Raw genomic sequence first — 19,681 nt, 5'->3', positions numbered from 1 at the left:
CAAGCCCGCTCATGGGGTGCGTCGGCCATGCGGCTTTTTGTTCCCTGTCAGGCTTCCGCATCCAGGATCCAGGAGTCAGCACCATGCCCCAGTACCGTTCCCGCACCTCCACCCATGGCCGCAACATGGCCGGCGCCCGTGCCCTGTGGCGCGCCACCGGCATGAAGGAAGGCGATTTCGGCAAGCCGATCATCGCCGTGGTCAACTCCTTCACCCAGTTCGTCCCGGGCCACGTGCACCTCAAGGACCTGGGCCAGCTGGTGGCCCGCGAGATCGAGGCGGCTGGCGGCATCGCCAAGGAATTCAACACCATCGCCGTAGACGACGGTATCGCCATGGGCCACGACGGCATGCTCTACAGCCTGCCCTCCCGGGACCTGATCGCCGACTCGGTGGAGTACATGGTCAACGCCCACTGTGCCGACGCCATGGTGTGCATCTCCAACTGCGACAAGATCACCCCGGGGATGTTCATGGCCGCCATGCGCCTCAACATCCCGGTGATCTTCGTCTCCGGCGGCCCCATGGAGGCGGGCAAGGTGCAGTGGCAGGGCAAGACCATCGCCATCGACCTGATCGACGCCATGATCAAGGCCGGTGACAGCTCCTGTTCCGACGAGGACGTGGCCGCCTTCGAGCGTTCCGCCTGCCCCACCTGCGGCTCCTGTTCCGGCATGTTTACCGCCAACTCGATGAACTGCCTGACCGAAGCTCTGGGCCTGTCCCTGCCGGGCAACGGTACCGTGGTGGCGACCCACGCCGACCGTAAGAAGCTGTTCCTCACCGCTGGCCGGCAGATCGTCGAATTGGCCCGCCGCTACTACGAGCAGGACGACGCCTCGGTGCTGCCCCGGGCCATCGCCAGCAAACAGGCCTTCGAGAACGCCATGAGCCTGGACGTGGCCATGGGCGGTTCCACCAACACCGTGCTGCACATCCTGGCCGCTGCCCAGGAAGGCGGGGTGGACTTCACCCTGTCCGACATCGACCGCATCTCGCGCCAGGTGCCCTGCCTGGCCAAGGTGGCCCCCGCCACCGAGAAGTACCACATCGAGGACGTGCACCGCGCCGGCGGCATCATGGGCATCCTCGGCGAAATGGACCGGGCCGGCCTGATCCACCGCGACGTGCCCACCGTCCATGCCAAGACCCTGGGCGAGGCTATCGACACCCACGACGTGATGCGCACCCCGTCCCTGGGCGTGCTCGAATTCTTCAAGGCCGCCCCGGGCGGCGTGCCCACCCAGGTGGCCTTTTCCCAGGAGCGCCGCTATCCCGAGCTGGACCTGGACCGCACCCACGGCTGCATCCGCAACAAGGAGAACGCCTATTCCCAGGACGGCGGCCTGGCCGTGCTCTACGGCAACATCGCCGAGAACGGCTGCATCGTGAAGACCGCCGGGGTGGACGATTCCATCCTCAAGTTCACCGGCCACGCCCGGGTCTATGAAAGCCAGGACGACGCGGTCAAGGGCATCCTCGAGGGCGAGGTGGTGTCCGGCGACGTGGTGATCGTGCGCTACGAAGGCCCCAAGGGCGGCCCGGGCATGCAGGAAATGCTCTACCCGACCTCGTACCTCAAGTCCCGCGGCCTGGGCAAGGAATGCGCCCTGCTCACCGACGGCCGCTTCTCCGGCGGCACCTCGGGCCTGTCCATCGGCCACGCCTCGCCCGAAGCCGCCGAGGGTGGCGCCATCGGCCTGGTGGAAACCGGCGACACCATCGAGATCGACATCCCCAACCGCTCGATCCAGTTGAAGATCAGCGACGCCGAGCTGGCCGCCCGCCGTGCCGCCATGGAGGCCAAGGGCGATGCCGCCTGGAAGCCGGCCAACCGGGAACGCAAGGTGTCGGTAGCCCTGCAAGCCTATGCGCTGATGGCCACCTCGGCCGACCGGGGCGCAGTGCGCGACCTGTCCCAATTGAAACGTTAAAGCCTCTGCCGGGCTGTCGTCACCCCGAGGTGGCGCAGCCCGTCGGCGCAATGGCAGAACTGGCAGAAACGACAAGGGGCTCCCGTTGGGAGCCCCTTGTGTCACACGGTGCTACGCGGCCGTGCTGGTCGAGGGTCAGTACTTCAGCGCCGAGAGGAAGGCCACCACCGCTTCCACGTCGTTGTCGTTCAGCTGGGCGGTCACCGCGCTCATCGGCGCGTAGAGCCGTTCGCCGCTCTTGTTGCGGTAGCGCAGCAGCGACTTCTTCAGGTATTCGCCCTGCTGTCCGGCCAGGCGCGGGATGGTTTCGTTGCCCTTGGCTTCGGGGCCGTGACAGCCGGTACACACCCGGGAGAAGAGGGCCTTGCCGCGATTGATGTCGCCTACCGCGCCGGCCTTGATCGGGCTGACCTTGGCGTCGGCGTAGAAGAGGGCGATCTGGGCTTTCTGCTCGTCGTTGAGCACCTTGATCAGGCCCTGCATGAAGTCGTCCTTGCGTTCGCCGGAACCGAATTTGCGGATCTGTTCCACCAGGTAGGCCGAATTTTGTCCGGCCAGGTTGGGAACTTCCGGGTAGCGGCTGTTGCCATCTTCCCCGTGGCAGTTGGCACAGAAGAACGATGCCTTCTTGCCGGCGTTGATCGCGGCGGCCTTCTTGGCGGCATCCGCTTCCCAGGCCTTGACCAGGTCGATGGTCTTTTCGCCCTGGGCGAGCGCTGTGAGCGGCCCGAACAGGGTCAGTGACACCAGCACGGTGGTCAGCAGGCCACGCGGGCGTTGCCGGCCGGATCCTCCGGTAAGCCGAGGAAACATCGATCTCTCCCTGGGTTATATGACAAACCTTGCAATTTTAACGTCATTTCCCGGGTGCCCTGTGGTGAGCCGTCGGTTCATTGATCCAGCGCAAATTCGGGGATTTCCAGGGGCAGCCGGGGCGGCGCTGGAACACGGACTTCCCTGCTGCCCTGGCGGGGCGTTCCCTGGCATGGGAGGTGCTGGCTTGAGAAAAGGGGCGTTCAGGGGACGTCCGGGCTTTTTTGGCCGATATCCCGGTCTAATCATGCAGGTACGGCCTTGGCCAATCCGGATGCCTGTGCACCGGGGCGGTAAGGCCGTGTAGTCGAGAGGATTCCATGCCGCAGATGCGCTTTGCCTTTGATAACAGCTATGCCCGCGACCTCAGCGGGTTTTATGTGCCCTGGCAGCCCCAGCCCGTGCCGAAACCCCTGTTGCTGTTTTTCAATCCGACGCTGGCGGAGGAGTTGGGGCTGGAGCCGACGCCCGGCGATGGCGATGTCCTGGCCGCCGTTTTCTCCGGCAACACGATTCCGGAAGGGGCCGCACCGATTGCTCAGGCCTATGCCGGCCACCAGTTCGGCGGCTTCTCGCCGCAACTTGGCGACGGCCGGGCGCTGTTGCTCGGTGAAGTCATCGACCGCCACGGTGTGCGCCGCGACATTGCCTTCAAGGGCTCAGGCCGCACGCCCTTTTCGCGCCGCGGCGACGGCAAGGCCGCAGTCGGCCCGATGTTGCGCGAAGTGTTGATCGGTGAGGCGATGCACGCCCTGGGGATCGCCACGACGCGCGCCCTGGCCGTTGTTGCCACCGGGGAGGCCGTCGCCCGGGAGATTCCCTTGCCCGGGGCGGTGCTGACCCGGGTGGCTGCCAGCCACCTCCGGGTCGGCACCTTCGAGTTCTTTGCCGCACGGGGCGAGCAAGCGCGCGTACGTCAGCTGGCCGACTATGCCATTGCCCGCCACTATCCGGCGCTGCTGGGGCGGGAGGCGCCCTATCTGGCGTTCCTGCGGGCCGTCATCGAGCGGCAGGCCGCGCTGGTGGCGCAATGGATGGGAGTGGGCTTCATCCATGGGGTGATGAACACCGACAACATGAGCATCCCCGGGGAAACCATCGATTACGGTCCCTGCGCCTTCATGGAAGCCTACGATCCCGGGACAGTATTCAGTTCGATCGATGAGTACGGGCGGTACGCCTACGCCAATCAACCCAGCATCGCCCAGTGGAACCTGGCCCGCCTGGCAGAAACCCTGGTCCCGCTGCTGGCGGATGATCCGGAGCAGGGCGTGGCCCTGGCTACCGAGGCGGTCAACGCCTTTGCCGAGGACTACCGGCACCACTGGTTGGCGGTCATGCGGGCCAAGCTGGGGCTGGCGGGGCCGGGGGATGCAGGGGGGGACGAACGCGATACGGCCCTGGTGGCCGACTGGCTGCAGCTGCTGCACCATGACCGGGTCGATTTCACCTGGGCCTGGCGGCGCCTGGCGGATGCGGCGCAAGGGCAGTTGTCGCCCCTGCGCACGCTGTTTGCCGATCAAGCGGCGCTGGATGCCTGGCTGATCCGTTGGCAGAGCCGCTGCGCCGCCGAGGATGACCGCGGCGCGGTAGCGGAGCCGGGCGGCGCCGCCCGGGTGCGGGCGCAACGGATGCGCCGGGTCAATCCCTGGTTGATTCCACGTAACCATCGGGTCGAGGAGGCCCTTGCCGCCGCCTCGGATCGCGGTGATCTGCAGCCCTTTGAGCAGCTACTGGCGGTGCTGCAACGGCCCTACGACGAGCAGTCCGGTGCCGTCCACCTTGCCGAGCCGGCGGCACCGTCCTTTACGGCGGGATACCGCACCTTCTGCGGCACCTGAACCCTGAAAAGCGGTCTCTCGGGCGCGGCGGACCAGTTCCCCCCGCGTCAACGCCCGACCATGCCAGGGCGTTAACTGCCTGGCCCCTTGGCTATGCCTACGCAACGCTTCGCCACCCCACGCCAGCCCTTGTGCTAGGTAATTCTGACGGTGGGTGTGACGTTCCCAAGGGGGGCAAAAGCCAGTACCATCCCCGGGCTGTTGTTCAACCCACCAATCACGGAGCGAGATCATGAAAGCAATCCTGTCCCTCCTGGCCGTTGCCGGTCTGCTGTCTGCCGGTGTCGCCCAGGCTGATGAAGCCCTGGCCAAGTCCAAGGGCTGTCTGGCCTGCCACGCCGTCGACAAGAAGCTCGTCGGCCCGTCCTACAAGGATGTTGCCAAGAAGTACGCCGGCGACAAGACCGCCGAAGCCAAGCTGGTCGAGAAGGTCAAGAAGGGCGGTTCCGGCGTTTGGGGCCCCGTCCCGATGCCCCCCAACGCCGCTGTCAGCGACGACGATCTGCACAAGCTGGTGAAGTGGATCCTGTCCCAGAAGTGAGCCTCGCCTGATTTCAGTGCGCAAAAAGCCGGGAGTCCCAGGACTCCCGGCTTTTTTGTGTCCATTTTGGTGCATCGTGCCGGACCGTGAAAAACCGCGCAGGGCTTGTGCGGTGCCTGATTGACAGGCAAAAGCGGCCACTCGCAGAATGGCCCGGAAAGCTCTTTGTTGTCGGCTGTACGTTTTCCCCTGTCGCCCTGCCCGAACCGGGCGCGGCGTTTCCGGACCCTGTCCGAACCCTGCGGAGAATCGGAACCATGACCAAGACTTGCCCTGCCCGCCCGGCCTATCCCCATCCTCTTGCCAGTGCGGCGCCCCTGGCCCTGCTGATCGCCGCCGCCCTGGCCGGCTGCGGCAACAAGGAAGAGCCCAAACCGGCGGCCACCCCCGCCACGGCCCCGGCCGTCGCACCGACGATCACCGTGCGCATCGGCCACGTCGGCCCCCTCACCGGACCCCAGGCCCACCTGGGCAAGGACAACGAGGACGGCGCCCTGCTCGCCATCGACGACCTTAACGCCCAGGGCATCGAAATCGGCGGCGCCAAGGCCAAGTTCGAACTGCTCTCCGAGGACGACCAGGCCGATCCCAAGCAGGGCACCATCGTTGCCCAGAAGCTGGTGGACGCCAAGGTGAACGGCATCGTCGGCCACCTCAACTCCGGCACCACCATCCCGGCGTCGAAAATCTACTTCGACGCCGGCATTCCCCAGGTGTCCGGCTCGGCCACCAACCCCAAGTACACCCAGCAGGGCTTCAACACCGCCTTCCGCGTCATGACCAACGACGTGCAGCAGGGCCTGGTGCTGGGCGAGTATGGCGTGAAGAAACTGGGAGCGAAGAAGATCGCCCTGGTGGACGACCGCACCGCCTACGGCCAGGGCCTGGCCGACGAGGTCGAGAAGTCGATCAAGGCCAACGGCGGCGAGGTGGTGGCCCGGGAATTCACCAACGACAAGGCCACCGACTTCAAGGCCATCCTGACCAAGATCAAGTCGAAAAAGCCCGACCTGATCGTTTATGCCGGCATGGACGCCCAGGCCGGGCCCCTGATGAAGCAGCTGCGTGAACTGGGCATCAAGTCCAACTTCCTCACCGGCGACGGCGGCTGCACCCCCGAATTCATGAAACTGGCCGGCGAGGCCGCCGAGGGCCAGATGTGCTCCCTGCCTGGGGTGCCCCTGGACAAGATGCCCGGCGGGCCGGCCTTCGTGAACAAGTTCAAGGTCAAGTTCAACACCGACATCCAGCTCTACGCGCCCTACGTCTACGACGCCACCATGGTGCTGGCCGACGCCATGAAGCGCGCCGGCTCGGCGGACCCGGCCAAGTACCTGCCGGAGGTGGCCAAGACCGATTACCAGGGCGTTACTGCCCGCATCGCCTTCGACGCCAAGGGCGACCTGAAGAGCGGCCCCATCTCGCTCTACAAGTACGCCGGCGGCAAGCTGCAATTCGTCGAGACCGTGGGCGGCGGCGCCGGTGGCTCCGGCGGCGATGCCCCTGTCCCGGCCAAGGGCGACGGGCAAAAATAAACCAACCGCGACGGCGCCTTTCCTGGCGCCGTTTTTCCATGCTGGACCCACAGGCAACGGGCCATGGACATCTTCATCCAGCAGATCATCAACGGGCTGGTCCTGGGTAGCATCTACGCCCTGGTCGCCCTGGGCTACACCATGGTCTACGGCATCCTCGGCCTGATCAACTTCGCCCACGGCGAGGTGGTCATGCTCGGCGCCCTGACCGCCTATTCGACCATCACCGGCCTGCTCGGCCTGGGGGTTCCCCTGCCCCTGGCGGCCCTGGCCGGCCTGGCCGTTGCCGCCCTGCTGTGCATGGCGGTGGGCTACACCGTCGAGCGCGTCGCCTATCGCCCCCTGCGCGGCGCGCCCCGGCTGGCGCCGCTGATCACCGCCATCGGCGTGTCGATCGTGCTGCAAAACGGCGCCATGATGGTCTGGGGACGCAACTACCACGCCTTTCCCAACCTGGTGCCGGAACGCCAGTACGACGTCTTCGGCGCCACCATCACCCTGCTCCAGGTGCTCACCGTGCTGCTCGCCGCCCTGACCATGGCCGGCCTGATGCTGCTGGTGTTGCGCACCCGCCTCGGCCGGGCGATGCGCGCCACCGCCGAGAATCCGGCCATCGCCCAACTGATGGGAGTGGACGTGAACCGCATCGTCTCCCTGACCTTCGTCCTCGGCTCGGCCCTGGCGGCCCTGGCCGGGCTGATGGTCAGCGCCAACTACTCGATCGCCCACTACTACATGGGCTTCATCCTCGGGCTGAAGGCCTTCACCGCGGCCGTGCTGGGGGGCATCGGCAACCTGGCCGGAGCCATGGTCGGCGGCATCCTGCTCGGTCTGATCGAATCCCTGGGGGCCGGCTACATCGGCGACCTGACCGGCGGTTTCTTCGGCTCCAACTATCAGGACGTGTTCGCCTTCTTCGTCCTCATCGCCGTGCTGGTCTTCCGCCCCTCGGGCCTGGTCGGCGAAAAAGTCGCGGAGCGGGCGTGATGACGGCTCCTGCTGCTTCCCCCGCCATTTCTCCCGTCGGCCGCACGCCCATCCCCGCCCGGGTGTGGGCGGCCTACGCCGGCCTGGCCCTGCTGCTGGCGCTGCTGCCCTGTCTGGTGGGCGGGGTGCTCGGCCTGGGCAACGCCTGGCTGCGCACCCTCAACTTCGCCGTGCTCTACGTGATGCTCGCCCTCGGGCTCAACATCGTGGTCGGCTTCGCCGGGCTGCTCGACCTGGGCTACATCGCCTTCTATGCCGTGGGCGCCTATCTGTACGCCCTGCTCGCCTCGCCCCACTTCGGCCTGCACCTGCCGGCCTGGGCCATCCTCCCCGCCGGGGCGGCCCTGGCCGGGCTGTTCGGGGTCATCCTGGGGGCGCCCACCCTGCGCCTGCGCGGCGACTACCTGGCCATCGTCACCCTGGGTTTCGGCGAGATCGTGCGTATCTTCCTCAACAACCTGAACGCCCCGGTGAACATCACCAACGGTCCCCAGGGGGTGTCGGGCATCGATCCCCTGGCCTTCTTCGGCGTCTCCCTGGCCAAGCCGGTGGTGGTGGCCGGTTTTACCCTGCCGCCCCTGGCGGCCACCTATTACGTCTTCCTGCTGCTCGCCCTGGGGGTGGTGTTCGTCACCTTGCGCCTGGAAAACTCGCGCATCGGCCGGGCCTGGGTGGCGATCCGCGAGGACGAAATCGCCGCCAAGGCCTGCGGCATCGACACGCGCAATATCAAGCTGCTCGCCTTCGCCATGGGGGCCAGCTTCGGCGGCGTGGCCGGGGGCCTGTTCGCCGGCTTCCAGGCCTTCGTCAGCCCCGAATCCTTCAGCCTGATGGAATCGGTGATGGTGCTGTGCATGGTGGTGCTGGGCGGCATGGGCCACATCCCTGGGGTGATCCTCGGTGCCGTGCTGCTGTCGCTGCTGCCGGAAGCCTTCCGCTACGCCGCGGTGCCGGTGCAAAAATACCTGTTCGGCCACGTGGTGGTAGACCCGGAAAGCCTGCGCATGCTGCTGTTCGGTCTGGCCCTGATCCTGGTCATGCTCTACCGCCCGGCGGGGCTGTGGCCTTCACCCCTGCGCAAGCGCGAGCTGAAACGGAGTACCTCATGAGCGCCCTGCTGGAGGCCCGGGCGGTGGCCAAGCACTTCGGCGGGGTGAAGGCCCTCAAGGACGTGTCCCTGTCCATTGCTCCGGGGGAGATCTACGGCCTGATCGGCCCCAACGGCGCCGGCAAGACCACCTTCTTCAACTGCCTGACCGGCCTGTATGCACCGGACGGCGGCGGCTTCACCTTCGCCGGGGCGCCGCTCAAGGCCAGCGCGCCGCACCAGGCAGCCCAGCGCGGTATCGCCCGGACCTTCCAGAACATCCGCCTGTTCGCCCACATGACCGCCCGGGAGAATGTCATGGTCGGCCGCCACGCCCGCACCCGGGCCGGGGTGATCGGCGCCATCCTGCGCGACCCGCGTACCCGGGCCGAGGAAGCGGCCATCGCCCGGCGCGCCGAGGAACTGCTCCATTACGTGGGCATCGCCGACCGGGCCGACGACCTGGCCAAGCACCTCTCCTACGGCGACCAGCGTCGCCTGGAGATTGCCCGGGCCCTGGCCACCGAGCCGCGCCTGCTTTGCCTCGACGAGCCGGCGGCGGGCATGAACGCCACCGAGCGCGCGGCCCTGCGCACCCTGATCGCCGGCATCCGCAGCGACGGTATTACCGTGCTCCTCATCGAGCACGACGTGAAGCTGGTGATGGGCCTGTGCGACCGGGTGGCGGTGCTCGACTACGGCCAACTGGTGGTGGAGGACGTGCCGGCGGTGGTGCAGCGCCACCCCCGGGTGATCGAGGCTTACCTGGGCGCCGCCCCGGACGAGGCAGGCCAGGGTGGGGCGGAGGAGGGCGGCCATGCTTGAAGTCACCGGCCTGGCCGTGTCCTACGGCGGCATCCGCGCCGTCAAGGGCATCACCTTCCACGTCAACGCTGGGGAGCTGGTGGCCTTGATCGGTGCCAACGGCGCCGGCAAGACCTCGACCCTCAAGGCCCTGGCCCGGCAACTGCCCGCTGTCGGCAGCCTGCGCTACGAGGGCCGGGAACTGGCCGAGCTGGCGCCGCACCAGCTAATCGGCGCCGGCATTGCCCTGGTGCCCGAAGGCCGCGGCGTGTTCGCCCGGCTGACGGTGGAAGAGAACCTGGACATGGGCGCCTACTCCCTGACCGGCCGGGCCGGCCGTCAGGCCGTGGCCCAAGGCTTGGAGCGGGCCTACGCCCTGATGCCGCGCCTCAAGGAGCGGCGCCGCCAACTGGCCGGCACCCTGTCCGGCGGCGAACAGCAGATGCTGGCCATCGCCCGGGCCCTGATGGGCGAGCCGCGCCTGCTACTGCTCGACGAGCCCTCCATGGGCCTGGCGCCGCTGATGGTGCAGAAGGTGTTCGAGGTGATCCGCGAGGTGCGCGCCGCCGGGGTGACGGTGCTGCTGGTCGAGCAGAATGCCCGCCTGGCGCTGCAAGCCGCCGACCGGGGCTACGTGCTCGAATCCGGGGAACTGGCGTTTACCGACGATGCCCCCCGCCTGCTGGCAGACCCCCGGGTGCAGGCGGCCTATTTAGGAGAATGACCATCAATACCCGCCACCGCCGGTTCGGCCCTACCTCCACCGCCGTCGTTTGGGCGGCGATCGTCTGCACTCTGTCCGGCGCGTCCCACGCGGCCTATCGATGCGAGCAGAACGGCAAGGTAGTGATCTCGGACACGCCCTGCGCGGCCTCCGCGGGGCATGCCGGGCCGAATTCACCATCCCCGTCCCAATCCCGCACCGTCACCCTGAATGGTCCGGCCCAAGGCCCCAGCCCCTATGGCGAATGGCGCGGACAGGCGCAATTCAACATGGTGGCTGGCGGGCGGCAGGTGGCAGAGGGACATGCGGTCGTGCCCTTCACCATCGGTATCGACGGGCAGGGCAAAGTGGTCGGTGCGAGCAGCGCCAATGGCTGCCGGGTGCTGGGCATCGCCTCGCCACATTTCGTCGCGGAGGCCCTGAATCTCGACCTGACTTTGAGCAATTGCAATGTTACGAACTACAACCGGCGTTACGCTGGTTCCCTGATCGTGAGCAGCCGCGATCGTTCTGCCCAGTTGAGCCTGACTTCCTACGACATGCTGGGGCGTTCTGCCGCCTACGAGGTCAAGAGCACCTTGCGTCGCTAAAGGGCTGGGCATTCAGCGAGAAATGTCATGACCGATCCTGTCGATAGCGCCGCCGTGCTGGCGGCCCTTTCCACCGTCTCCGACCCGGAGCACGGCATCAACATCGTGGACCTGGGCCTGGTCTACGGGGTGGACGTGGCCCCGGGCCAGGTGACGGTGCGCCTCACCCTGACCAGCCCGGGCTGCCCCATGGGCAACCTGATCCTGGGCGACGCCGAGGAGGCGGTGCAGGGCGTGGTGGCGCCGGGCACCGTGGTGGATCTGGAGCTGGTGTGGGAGCCGCCCTGGGGGCCGGAACGCATGTCGGATGCCGCCAAGCAGCACTTCGGCTGGGATTGAGGCCGTCAGCGCCCCACGCTGAAGCCCCACGGAAGCCCACGCCATGCCGGTCCGCTACCGCATCCCCCTCTTTCTCTGCGCCGTGGTCGCCCTGGTCACCGGCCTGTGGGGCGGCCTTGGCCGCCTGCCCGGGTTGTTCGAATTGACCGGCGGCGCGGCCCTGCCGCCGCCCAACGCCATCGGCTTCCACGGCGCCCTGATGGCCGCTGCCTTCTTCGGCACGGTGATCAGCCTGGAGCGGGCGGTGGCGCTGAACCGCCCCTGGGCCTATCTGGCCCCGGCCCTGTGCGGCCTGGGCGGCATCGCCTTGCTGGCCGGCTTGGCACCGGTGCCGGGGGGCAGCCTGCTGGCCCTCGGCCTGGCCATGCTGGTGGTGGCGTCGGCGGAGGTGTGGCGGCGCCAGAAGGCGCTGCACAACGTCATCCTGCTGCTGGCCGCGGCCCTGGGGGCGGTGGCTTCCCTGGTGTTCGCCGCCGGAGCGCCGATCCGCGATGCGGTGCCCGGCTGGAGCGCCTTTCTCGTGCTGACCATCGCCGGCGAGCGGCTGGAGTTGTCCCGCCTCCTCCCTCCCTCGCCGTTCACCCTGCGCGGGGTGGCCGCCGCGGCCGGGCTCGCCGCCCTGGCGGTCCTGGCCGGCGCCCTCGGGGGGCTGGGCGCCGATGCGGTCGGCGCGGTGCTCGCCGTGGCCTACCTGGCCCTGGCGGCGCTGCTGGTGAAGCGCGACGTGGCCTGGAAGTCGGCCCGGCTGCCCGGGCTGCCGCGCTACATCGCGGTGTGCCTGCTGTCCGGCTACCTGTGGCTGGCGGCCGGCGCCTTGATGCTGCTCGCCTGGGGCCTGCCCGGGGGCGGGCCGCACTACGACGCGGCGCTGCACGCCCTGTTCGTCGGCTATGTGCTGGCCATGGTGTTCGGCCACGCGCCGATCGTGCTGCCGGCGGTGGCGGGCATTCCCTTCCCCTACCGGCCCTGGCTGTACGCCCCCCTGGCGGTGCTGCACGGCTCCTTGCTGCTGCGCCTGCTCGGCGACGGCTTGGAGCGCGCCGACTGGCGCCTGGCCGGGGGGCTTGGCAACGGGCTGGCGGTGCTGCTGTTCGCCCTCAGCGCCGCCCTGGCGGTGCGCTCCGGGGTCGCCGCCAAACGGCAGCGTTCCCGCTAGCGGGGGGGCGTAAACCCCACGCCTGGCGGGCGTTTCGGCAGGGCATGGCTGGAATGCCGCGCCAATGCTCGATCTTCACGGATAGGGTCTGAAGATCGGCTACTGGCGCGGGGTTTGGCCCGGTGGTGCGGCCGGGCCATGGGTCTGGGGCCCGTGGCAGCGGCGCCCTGGCGGGACGCCGCGGATCGCGAATTAACGAATTAGCGGATTAGAACTCGAGCTTCTCGGCGAAGGCCAGGGCTTCCAGCTGGGCGGCATTCACCTGACTGGCGGACAGGCCGAGCATGCCGGCCTGACGGGCCAGTTCGGCGCCGTCGCCGGCCTCGCAGGCCCGGGCCAGGTCGAGGAAGGCGGCATAGACGCCGGTATCGCTGATCAGGGCGTCGCTGATCGGTTCGGGCAGGTGCATCGCCTCCAGGGCCGTCTCCATGCTCACCCCGAGCATCACGTCGAGCAGCGAGAAAGCGCCGGTGATGAACAGGTTGTCGAGCTCCTGCTTGTCCACCAGGCCGTGGCCGAGCAGTTCCATCAACCGGCCGCGGGTGATGGCGGTGTGCAGCAGCACCGGCGCCATCGGGTCCTTGCTCGAATGGGCGAGCAGCAGCGACAGCCAGCGGTTGAGCTTTTCGTAGCCGAGGATGGTTACCGCGTGGCGGAACGACTGGATCTCGCAGGAGAGGCCGAAACCCGCCGAGTTGATGTAGCGCAGCAGCTTGTACGACAGGGCCACGTCCTGCTTCAGGGCGTTTTCGATGTCGCGGATGTCGCCGTTCTGGCGTACCAGGTTGAGCACCTGGATGGTGTGAGCTTCGGAGGGCGCCAGGGTGGCGGCCTTGGTCATGCCCTCGGGGCTGTCGAGGAAGAACCAGCCGGCCACGGCACTGGCGCCGGCGTCCAGGGCCGCCTTGCAGGCGGCGTGGCTGGCGACGTTGAGGGCCAGGGGGATGCCCAGGGCGCCGGTCTTGTTGATCAGGGTGGCCAGGGTATTGGCGGGCAAGGCGGCATCAAAGCCGATGAAGCGCGGCGTGCGGCCGGTATTGAGGGCGGCGGCGCCATGCTCCAGGGAGAAGTCCAGGCACAGGTGGCCGGCCACGGGGGCCAGGGCCGCCTGCAGGGCCGGTTCCTGGGCCGAGCGGGCGATCAGTTCGGCGGGGACTTCCAGGGTGGCGTTGGGCGGGGCCACCCAATCGGCCAGGCTGGCCAGGTCGGCGTAGCCGCCGGGCGCGTCCAGGCCGGGCAGATGCACGAACACCGAACGCTCACCGCGGGGCCAGTGCTCATCCAGGGCGTTGAGGGTCGCCGCCACGGCCGCGGCGCTGCCGCGGTCGTGCACCGTGAAGCGGTGGGCGATGATCTTGTTCTGCCGGTTGACCACCGGCTCGCGGGAGAAAAACAGTTCGACGGACATGGGGGCTCCGGACGAGGGCCTGGTCAGGCAGTGGCCGCGCTGAGGGCGTCCGCGGAAAATTCGAAGGAATCGGCGAAGAAGGCGTCCTCGGGCAGGCCGGCGGCGGCGAAGTCGCGCTTGGCCGCCTCGACCATCACCGGAGCACCGCAGACGTAGGCCTCATGGCCGGACAGGTCGGGGAAGTCGGCCAGCACCGCCTGGTGCACGAAGCCGGTACGGCCGCTCCAGCCGTCGCCCGCGGCAGGCTCGGAGAGCACCGGCACGAAGGAAATGTGGGGGTGGGCGGCGGCCCAGCCGGCCGGCAGGTCGGCCAGGTACAGGCCGGCCTTGTCCCTGGCGCCCCAGTAGATCGCCATGGGCCGGGTCAGACCCTCGTGCAGGGCGTGCTCGACCAGGGCCTTGATCGGCGCGAAGCCGGTGCCGCCGGCCACCAGCACCATCGGCTTGGTGGAGTCCTCGCGCAGGAAGAAGGTGCCGTGGGGGCCGTTGAAGCGCAGGATGTCGCGGGCCTTCATGGTGGTGAACACCTTGTCGGTGAACAGGCCGCCGGGTACGTGGCGCACGTGCAGTTCCAGGAAGACGTCGTCGTGAGGGGCGTTGGCGATGGAGAAGCTGCGCCGCTTATTGCCCGGCAGCAGGATGTCTACGTACTGGCCGGCGAGGAACTGCAGGCGTTCGGCGGCAGGCAGCTTGAGTTTGAGGATGGCTACGTCCGGCGCGGGTTTTTCCAGCACTTCCAGGCGGGCCGGCAGGGTCTTCACCGGGATATCGGTGGCCCGGCGCACCTCGCGGCACTCGATCACCAGGTCGGAATGGGCGGTGGCGCAGCAGAACAGGGTCTTGCCGGCGGCCTTGTCGGCGTCGGTGAGAGCGTGGGGGGCGGCCTTGCCGTGGTCCACCGTGCCTTCCAGCACGCCGCCCTTGCAGGCGCCGCAGGCGCCATCGCGGCAGCCGTAGGGCAGCAACAGGCCCTGGCGCAGGGAGGCGTCGAGCAGGGTCTCGCCCTCGTTGGCGGTGAAGGTGTGCTGGCTGGGTTCGATGCGGACGGTGTAGGTCATGGCGGCGAAAAGGTCGCAAAAAAAGAAGGCGGCCGGGAACGGACCGGGGCGGTCACCGTCTCGCGCACCCCGGCGGACCGGGGCCGGCGGAGCGGCGGCACGGCAGAAGCGGGGCGGGGACGGTGCCATCGGCTAAAATGGCCCCATGTCGCAACCAACTCCTGCCGTCGCTCCGACGCAAGCGGCGGCACAATCCGTGAATTTTGCCACGGTCGCGCCCCGGATACATGGCCGTCTGTGCGATGACGCCTCCCGCGCGTCCCTTGCCCCCCGCCATCCCGCCCGCCGACTGCTGTTGATCGGCAGCGGCGACGTGGCGCGCCGCGCCCTACCGGCCCTGGTGCGGCGCTACCGGGTGTTCGCCGTGATCCGTGATCCGGGCGAGCGGGCGGCGCTGCGCGCCCTCGGCGCCATCCCGGTGGTGGCCGACCTGGACGATCCCGCCTCCCTGGCCCGGCTGGCCGGCCTGGCACAGCAGGTGCTGCACCTGGCGCCGCCGCCGGATTCCGGCGAGCGCGACCCGCGCACCGCTCGGCTACTGGCCGCCCTGGGCCGGGGCAAGACCCTGCCCGAGCGGCTGGTCTACATCAGCACCAGCGGCGTCTACGGCGACTGTGGCGGCGCGCGCATCGACGAGACCCGGCCGGTGGCGCCGCAGAGCGCCCGAGGCAAGCGCCGGGTCGATGCGGAGCGGCAGGTGCGCGCCTTCGCCCGGCGCAACCGTGTGACCGCTACGCTGCTGCGGGTGCCCGGCATTTACGCCGCCGACCGCCTGCCGGTGGAGCGCCTCAAGCGCGGTACCCCGGCCCTGCTGCCCGGCGAGGACGGCTACACCAACCACATCCACGCCGACGATCTGGCGGCCGCCTGCGTCGCCGCCCTGGTGCGCGGCCGGCCCGGTCGGGCGGTGAATGCCTGTGACGATTCGCAGCTGACCATGGGCGACTGGTTCGACGCCGTGGCCGACGCCTTCGCCCTGCCGCGCCCGCCCCGGGTCAGCCGGCGCGACGCCGAGCAGACCCTGTCGCCGGCCCTGCTGTCGTTCATGAACGAGTCGCGCCGCCTCTCCAACCGCCGCCTGAAACGCGAACTGCACCTGCGCCTGCGCTACCCCACCGTAGCCGAGGGCCTGGCCGCCGCGGTGGCGGCACTGGCCGCAACCCACGGTACCTGACTTCCCTTTCTCCCGTTACCCATCGCCCATGCTTACCGTCAAAGCCCTGCACCTGATCTTCGTCGTCAGCTGGTTCGCCGGCCTGTTCTACCTGCCGCGCATCTTCGTCAACCTGGCCATGGTGCCGGCCGAGTCGGTGGCCGAGCGCGACCGGCTGCTGCTCATGGCCGGCAAGCTGTACCGCTTCGTCACCCCCATCGGCGCCCTGGCCGTGGGCCTGGGCTTCTGGCTGTGGTTCGGCTTCGGCGCCGACCGCTTTCCCGGGGGCTGGCTCCACGCCAAGACCTTCCTGGTGCTGCTGCTGGTGGTCTATCACCTGCTCTGCGGCCAGCTGCTGCGCCGCTTCCAGCGGGGGGCCGAGCTGCGCGGCCACGTCTGGTTTCGCTTCTTCAACGAGATTCCGGTGCTGCTGCTGGTGGCGGTGGTGTTCCTGGTCGTGCTCAAACCCTTTTAATCCGGCTTCGCACGCAACGCGATAACTGGGTTGCTTCGCCTTGCCGTGCGAGCGCCCTGCCTGAGGCGATGCGCCTTGTTCTCGCGCTGATCGCCCACCCCTATAAGGACTGCCTGTGTTCCAATTTTTCGCTTCCTGTCCGCGGGGGCTCGAAACCCTGCTCGTCGAGGACCTGACCGCCGCCGGCGCCCTGCGCGTTGCCCAGGTGCCGGGCGGCGCCCAGTTCACCGCCAGCTGGGAGGCCTGCTATCGGGCCAACCTGCACTCGTCGGTGGCCACCCGCATCCTCTGGCGCATCGCCCACAACCGCTACACCCGGGAAGAGGACATCTACAAGATGGCCCTGGCCATCAGCTGGACCGACATCTTCGATCCGAGCCAGACCATCCGCTGCGACACCGTGGCCACGCGCAGTCCGCTGCGCAGCCTGGAATTCGTCACCCTGCGGGTCAAGGACGCCATCTGCGACCGCTTCCGCGCCAGCACCGGCATCCGCCCCAGCGTGGATACCCGGGACCCGGACGTGCGCATCTCCCTGCACCTCACCGAGGACGAGGCCACCCTCTACGTGGATACTTCGGGCAACCCCCTGTGGCAGCGCGGCGAGCGTCTGGATACCGGTGAGGCGCCCCTCAAGGAGAACCTGGCCGCCGGCATCCTGCGCCTGTCCGGCTGGCAGCCGGGCATGGCCCTGCTCGACCCGATGTGCGGCAGCGGCACCTTCCTGCTCGAAGCGGCGCAGATGGCCAAGGGCGAGGCCCCGGGCCTCAACCGCACCTTCGGCTTTGAGCGCCTGGCGAGCTTCGACCCGGCCATCTGGCGCGACCTGCGCAACGAAGCGGCGGCCAGGGTGCAGCCCCTGACCAAGCTGCCCATCGTCGGCAGCGACATCGACGGCGGCCTGCTGCGCAAGGCCCAGGCCAACCTGCGCCGCGCCGGTCTGGAAGGGGCGGTGGAACTGAAGCACTGCGACGCCCGGGACATCCGCCCCCATGCCGCCGAAGGCATCTGGGTGACCAACCCGCCCTACGGCGTGCGCATCGGCGAGGCCAACGAGCTGGCCGAGCTGTACCCGGAGCTGGGGGACCACCTCAAGGCCGAGTTCGCCGGCTGGACCGCCTGCTTCTTCTCCTCGGACACCCGCCTGCCCAAGCTGATCGGCCTGCGCCCGGACCGCAAGACGCCGCTCTACAACGGCAAGCTGGAATGCCGCCTGTACCAGTTCCGCATCGTCGCCGGCTTCAATCGCCGCACCACGGCTCAACCTCAACAAGGGCAGTCCGGAGAGCCGCTCCCCGATTGGGCCTCCGAGGACCTCGACCAGTAAGCCTCTATCCATGCGCCTCTCCAGGCTTGCCCCGGCGCCGTTGCTGGGGCAAGCTGATGCTGCATTCATAACAACGACCCGCATGGAGGTGTATCGATGAGCAAGTCCCTGATCTCCCTTTCCGCGCTTTCCGCCCTGGCCCTGAGCGCCGGCCTGCTGTCCGGCGCCGCCCAGGCCTCCGAGGATCTGGCCAAGGCCAAGTTCTGCGTCGGCTGCCACCAGATCGACAAGAAATTGCTTGGCCCGGCCTACAAGGACGTGGCCAAGAAATACGCCGGCGTGGCCGGCGCCGAGGGCGACCTGGCGAAGAAGATCCGCGGCGGCAGCAAGGGTGTCTGGGGTGGCGCGGAAATGCCCGCCAACTCCGCTGTTTCCGAAGCCGAGGCAGCAACCCTGGCGAAGTGGATTCTCAGCCTGAAGTAAGCCCGGGCTTGTTCAGGTGCCAGGAAAAAGCCGGCGGTTGCCGGCTTTTTTACGCCGGCGGGAGCGGTGCGACGCGTGGCGCATGATTCTCGGAAAGCCCCGCCGGCTGGGCGATTGGGTCAAACGGACTAACCGAAAGCTATTGCATATGTCACGCCCACGAACAAAACTGAAGGCGTAGTTTCCGTGGGAGTAATCATCATGCGTAAGACCCTTCTTTCCCTTGCTGTGGCTGGCGCCATGGCCGTGGGCGCCAGCGCGGCGTCGGCGGCGACCCAGTCCTACAGCTTCAGCAGTTGCCTGTCGGGCTGCTCGGGGAGTGTTGCCAGCATCGCTACCCTAACTCTGAATGACATCGTGGGTGGGGTATCGTTCTCTCTGACCAGCACCGCCCCGCCGGGATCATTCATCGGCAAATTCCTCATGGACGGTCCGAATGGGACGTTTGCCAGTACAGGTGTCCAAACCATCAGCAGTGGCACCTGGGTGGCAGTTCCGGCCTCGAATAGCAACACGTCACTCAACGGTTATCAATGGACCGTGGATTTCCCGCCCCCTCCGGGGAACGGCGACCACTTCCTACCCGGTGACAACGCCGCCTGGACCATCCTGGGCGCCGGTGTGAGCGTGGCTTCCTTCACCAACCCGGCCCGGATGATGATCCACCTGCAGAACATCCCCCCGGGGTATGGCATGGACGATTCGGCCAAGCTCGCTCCGGCGGTCCCGGAGCCTGAAACCTACGCCATGTTCCTGGCCGGTCTCGGCCTGATGGGGGTTCTGGCGCGGCGCAAGCAGGCGCGGCGCGAAGAGGATGCGCTTGCGGTGTAAGCCGGTTCAGGTTTCACTGCGCAACGTTTCACGGAAGCAAGAACGCCGGCCCGCGGGCCGGCGTTTTTCATGGCCGCCTCGGCGACGGGACGCTCAGGCGGCGCTGTCCCGGTAGTTGTTCTTGACCCGCACGTAGTGCTCGGCGGAGTACTTCAGGTAGGCGATTTCCGCCTCGGTCAGGGGGCGCACGGCGCGCACCGGGCGGCCGGTGTACAGCATGCCGCTTTCCAGCATCTTGCCCGGAGGGACCAGGCTGCCGGCGCCGACCATCACCCGGTCGGCGATCACCGCGTCGTCCATGACGATGGTGCCCATGCCGATCAGGCACTCGTTGCCGATGGTGCAGCCGTGCAGGATGGCGGCGTGGCCGATGGTGACGTAGTCGCCGATGATGAGCGGCGAGCCTTCCGGCTTGTCCGCCGTCTTGTGCGAGACGTGGGCCATGGCCAGGTCCTGGACGTTGCTGCAGGTGCCGATGACGATGCGGTTCACGTCCCCGCGCACCACCGTGTTGCACCACAAGGAACTGTCGGCGCCGATGGTGACGTCGCCGATCACCTGGGCGGAGGGATGGAGATAGACCCGTTCGCCAAGCTGGGGCGTGTGGTCGAGGTAGGGGGCGAGGGGCATGGCGGAGTTGGCGCGAGAAGCGGGC

At 68.2% G+C, this 19,681-nt stretch carries 20 protein-coding genes; 16 read left to right on the top strand and 4 right to left on the bottom strand.

Translation table 11 applies throughout. The features are described 5' to 3' along the window. The first annotated feature begins 83 nt into the window (after positions 1-83). Complete coding sequence (gene ilvD, locus OTERR_RS15005) at positions 84-1,934, top strand: dihydroxy-acid dehydratase (RefSeq protein ID WP_054621522.1); 1,851 nt, start codon at positions 84-86, stop codon at positions 1,932-1,934. A gap of 135 nt (positions 1,935-2,069) precedes the next feature. Here ilvD and OTERR_RS15000 read toward each other — a convergent pair whose 3' ends face one another. Beyond that, positions 2,070-2,747 carry a c-type cytochrome gene (locus OTERR_RS15000; protein WP_149426258.1) on the bottom strand — a complete coding sequence of 226 codons (678 nt, stop codon included), beginning with the start codon at positions 2,745-2,747 and terminating at the stop codon, positions 2,070-2,072. Between the two features lie 320 nt (positions 2,748-3,067). Here OTERR_RS15000 and OTERR_RS14995 point away from each other — a divergent pair, with 320 nt between their 5' ends. From OTERR_RS14995 to OTERR_RS16615, 10 genes are all read left to right on the top strand, one after another. Then, on the top strand, positions 3,068-4,588 hold the full coding sequence (locus OTERR_RS14995) for a protein adenylyltransferase SelO (RefSeq protein ID WP_246154211.1): 1,521 nt from the start codon (positions 3,068-3,070) through the stop codon (positions 4,586-4,588). A gap of 232 nt (positions 4,589-4,820) precedes the next feature. Continuing rightward, positions 4,821-5,129 carry a c-type cytochrome gene (locus OTERR_RS14990; RefSeq protein WP_054621519.1) on the top strand — a complete coding sequence of 103 codons (309 nt, stop codon included), beginning with the start codon at positions 4,821-4,823 and terminating at the stop codon, positions 5,127-5,129. Between the two features lie 257 nt (positions 5,130-5,386). Next, positions 5,387-6,664, top strand: coding sequence for a branched-chain amino acid ABC transporter substrate-binding protein (locus OTERR_RS14985; protein WP_149426257.1), 1,278 nt, complete (start codon positions 5,387-5,389; stop codon positions 6,662-6,664). Positions 6,665-6,727: 63 nt separating this feature from the next. Then, positions 6,728-7,651, top strand: coding sequence for a branched-chain amino acid ABC transporter permease (locus tag OTERR_RS14980; RefSeq protein ID WP_054621517.1), 924 nt, complete (start codon positions 6,728-6,730; stop codon positions 7,649-7,651). Then, positions 7,651-8,760, top strand: coding sequence for an ABC transporter permease subunit (locus tag OTERR_RS14975; protein WP_149426256.1), 1,110 nt, complete (start codon positions 7,651-7,653; stop codon positions 8,758-8,760). Before OTERR_RS14980 ends, OTERR_RS14975 begins: the two co-directional genes overlap by 1 nt. Continuing rightward, positions 8,757-9,563 carry an ABC transporter ATP-binding protein gene (locus OTERR_RS14970; protein WP_149426255.1) on the top strand — a complete coding sequence of 269 codons (807 nt, stop codon included), beginning with the start codon at positions 8,757-8,759 and terminating at the stop codon, positions 9,561-9,563. The genes OTERR_RS14975 and OTERR_RS14970 overlap by 4 nt, the downstream gene beginning before the upstream one ends. Continuing rightward, a complete protein-coding gene (locus OTERR_RS14965) occupies positions 9,556-10,266 on the top strand; it encodes an ABC transporter ATP-binding protein (protein ID WP_149426254.1) in 711 nt (236 codons plus the stop codon). Before OTERR_RS14970 ends, OTERR_RS14965 begins: the two co-directional genes overlap by 8 nt. Next, positions 10,263-10,856 carry a hypothetical protein gene (locus OTERR_RS14960; RefSeq protein ID WP_149426253.1) on the top strand — a complete coding sequence of 198 codons (594 nt, stop codon included), beginning with the start codon at positions 10,263-10,265 and terminating at the stop codon, positions 10,854-10,856. Before OTERR_RS14965 ends, OTERR_RS14960 begins: the two co-directional genes overlap by 4 nt. Before the next feature lie 27 nt (positions 10,857-10,883). Continuing rightward, positions 10,884-11,195, top strand: a complete 312-nt coding sequence (locus tag OTERR_RS14955; protein WP_054621512.1) for a metal-sulfur cluster assembly factor — start codon at positions 10,884-10,886, stop codon at positions 11,193-11,195. A gap of 43 nt (positions 11,196-11,238) precedes the next feature. Further along, entirely contained in the window at positions 11,239-12,351 is a 1,113-nt protein-coding gene (locus tag OTERR_RS16615; RefSeq protein WP_149426252.1) for a hypothetical protein, read from the top strand. A 208-nt stretch (positions 12,352-12,559) separates the two neighbouring features. Here OTERR_RS16615 and OTERR_RS14945 read toward each other — a convergent pair whose 3' ends face one another. Together OTERR_RS14945 and OTERR_RS14940 are read right to left on the bottom strand one after the other, a co-directional pair. Continuing rightward, positions 12,560-13,759, bottom strand: coding sequence for an EAL and HDOD domain-containing protein (locus OTERR_RS14945; protein ID WP_054621510.1), 1,200 nt, complete (start codon positions 13,757-13,759; stop codon positions 12,560-12,562). A 23-nt stretch (positions 13,760-13,782) separates the two neighbouring features. Beyond that, entirely contained in the window at positions 13,783-14,817 is a 1,035-nt protein-coding gene (locus tag OTERR_RS14940) for a CDP-6-deoxy-delta-3,4-glucoseen reductase (protein ID WP_149426251.1), read from the bottom strand. A 292-nt stretch (positions 14,818-15,109) separates the two neighbouring features. Between OTERR_RS14940 and OTERR_RS14935 the strand changes: the two genes are divergently transcribed. The 5 genes from OTERR_RS14935 to OTERR_RS14915 all read left to right on the top strand — a co-directional run bounded on the left by OTERR_RS14935 (position 15,110) and on the right by OTERR_RS14915 (position 19,026). Continuing rightward, positions 15,110-15,991, top strand: coding sequence for an NAD-dependent epimerase/dehydratase family protein (locus OTERR_RS14935; RefSeq protein WP_246154520.1), 882 nt, complete (start codon positions 15,110-15,112; stop codon positions 15,989-15,991). Positions 15,992-16,019: 28 nt separating this feature from the next. Beyond that, complete coding sequence (locus tag OTERR_RS14930) at positions 16,020-16,445, top strand: CopD family protein (RefSeq protein ID WP_149426249.1); 426 nt, start codon at positions 16,020-16,022, stop codon at positions 16,443-16,445. Positions 16,446-16,560: 115 nt separating this feature from the next. After that, a complete protein-coding gene (locus OTERR_RS14925; RefSeq protein WP_149426248.1) occupies positions 16,561-17,772 on the top strand; it encodes a THUMP domain-containing class I SAM-dependent RNA methyltransferase in 1,212 nt (403 codons plus the stop codon). A 96-nt stretch (positions 17,773-17,868) separates the two neighbouring features. Beyond that, positions 17,869-18,195, top strand: coding sequence for a c-type cytochrome (locus tag OTERR_RS14920; protein ID WP_149426247.1), 327 nt, complete (start codon positions 17,869-17,871; stop codon positions 18,193-18,195). A gap of 201 nt (positions 18,196-18,396) precedes the next feature. Further along, the gene (locus tag OTERR_RS14915) at positions 18,397-19,026 is read left to right on the top strand and encodes a PEP-CTERM sorting domain-containing protein (protein ID WP_149426246.1); all 630 of its coding nucleotides are present in this window, start codon (positions 18,397-18,399) and stop codon (positions 19,024-19,026) included. Between the two features lie 93 nt (positions 19,027-19,119). Here OTERR_RS14915 and OTERR_RS14910 read toward each other — a convergent pair whose 3' ends face one another. After that, entirely contained in the window at positions 19,120-19,656 is a 537-nt protein-coding gene (locus OTERR_RS14910) for a gamma carbonic anhydrase family protein (protein ID WP_149426245.1), read from the bottom strand. Between the last annotated feature and the right edge of the window lie 25 nt (positions 19,657-19,681).

The sequence above is a fragment of the Oryzomicrobium terrae genome (assembly GCF_008274805.1).
In the GTDB taxonomy this organism is placed as follows: domain Bacteria; phylum Pseudomonadota; class Gammaproteobacteria; order Burkholderiales; family Rhodocyclaceae; genus Oryzomicrobium; species Oryzomicrobium terrae.
The sequence above is the reverse complement of the archived record's forward strand: the minus strand, read 5'-3'. Positions and strand labels throughout refer to the sequence as shown.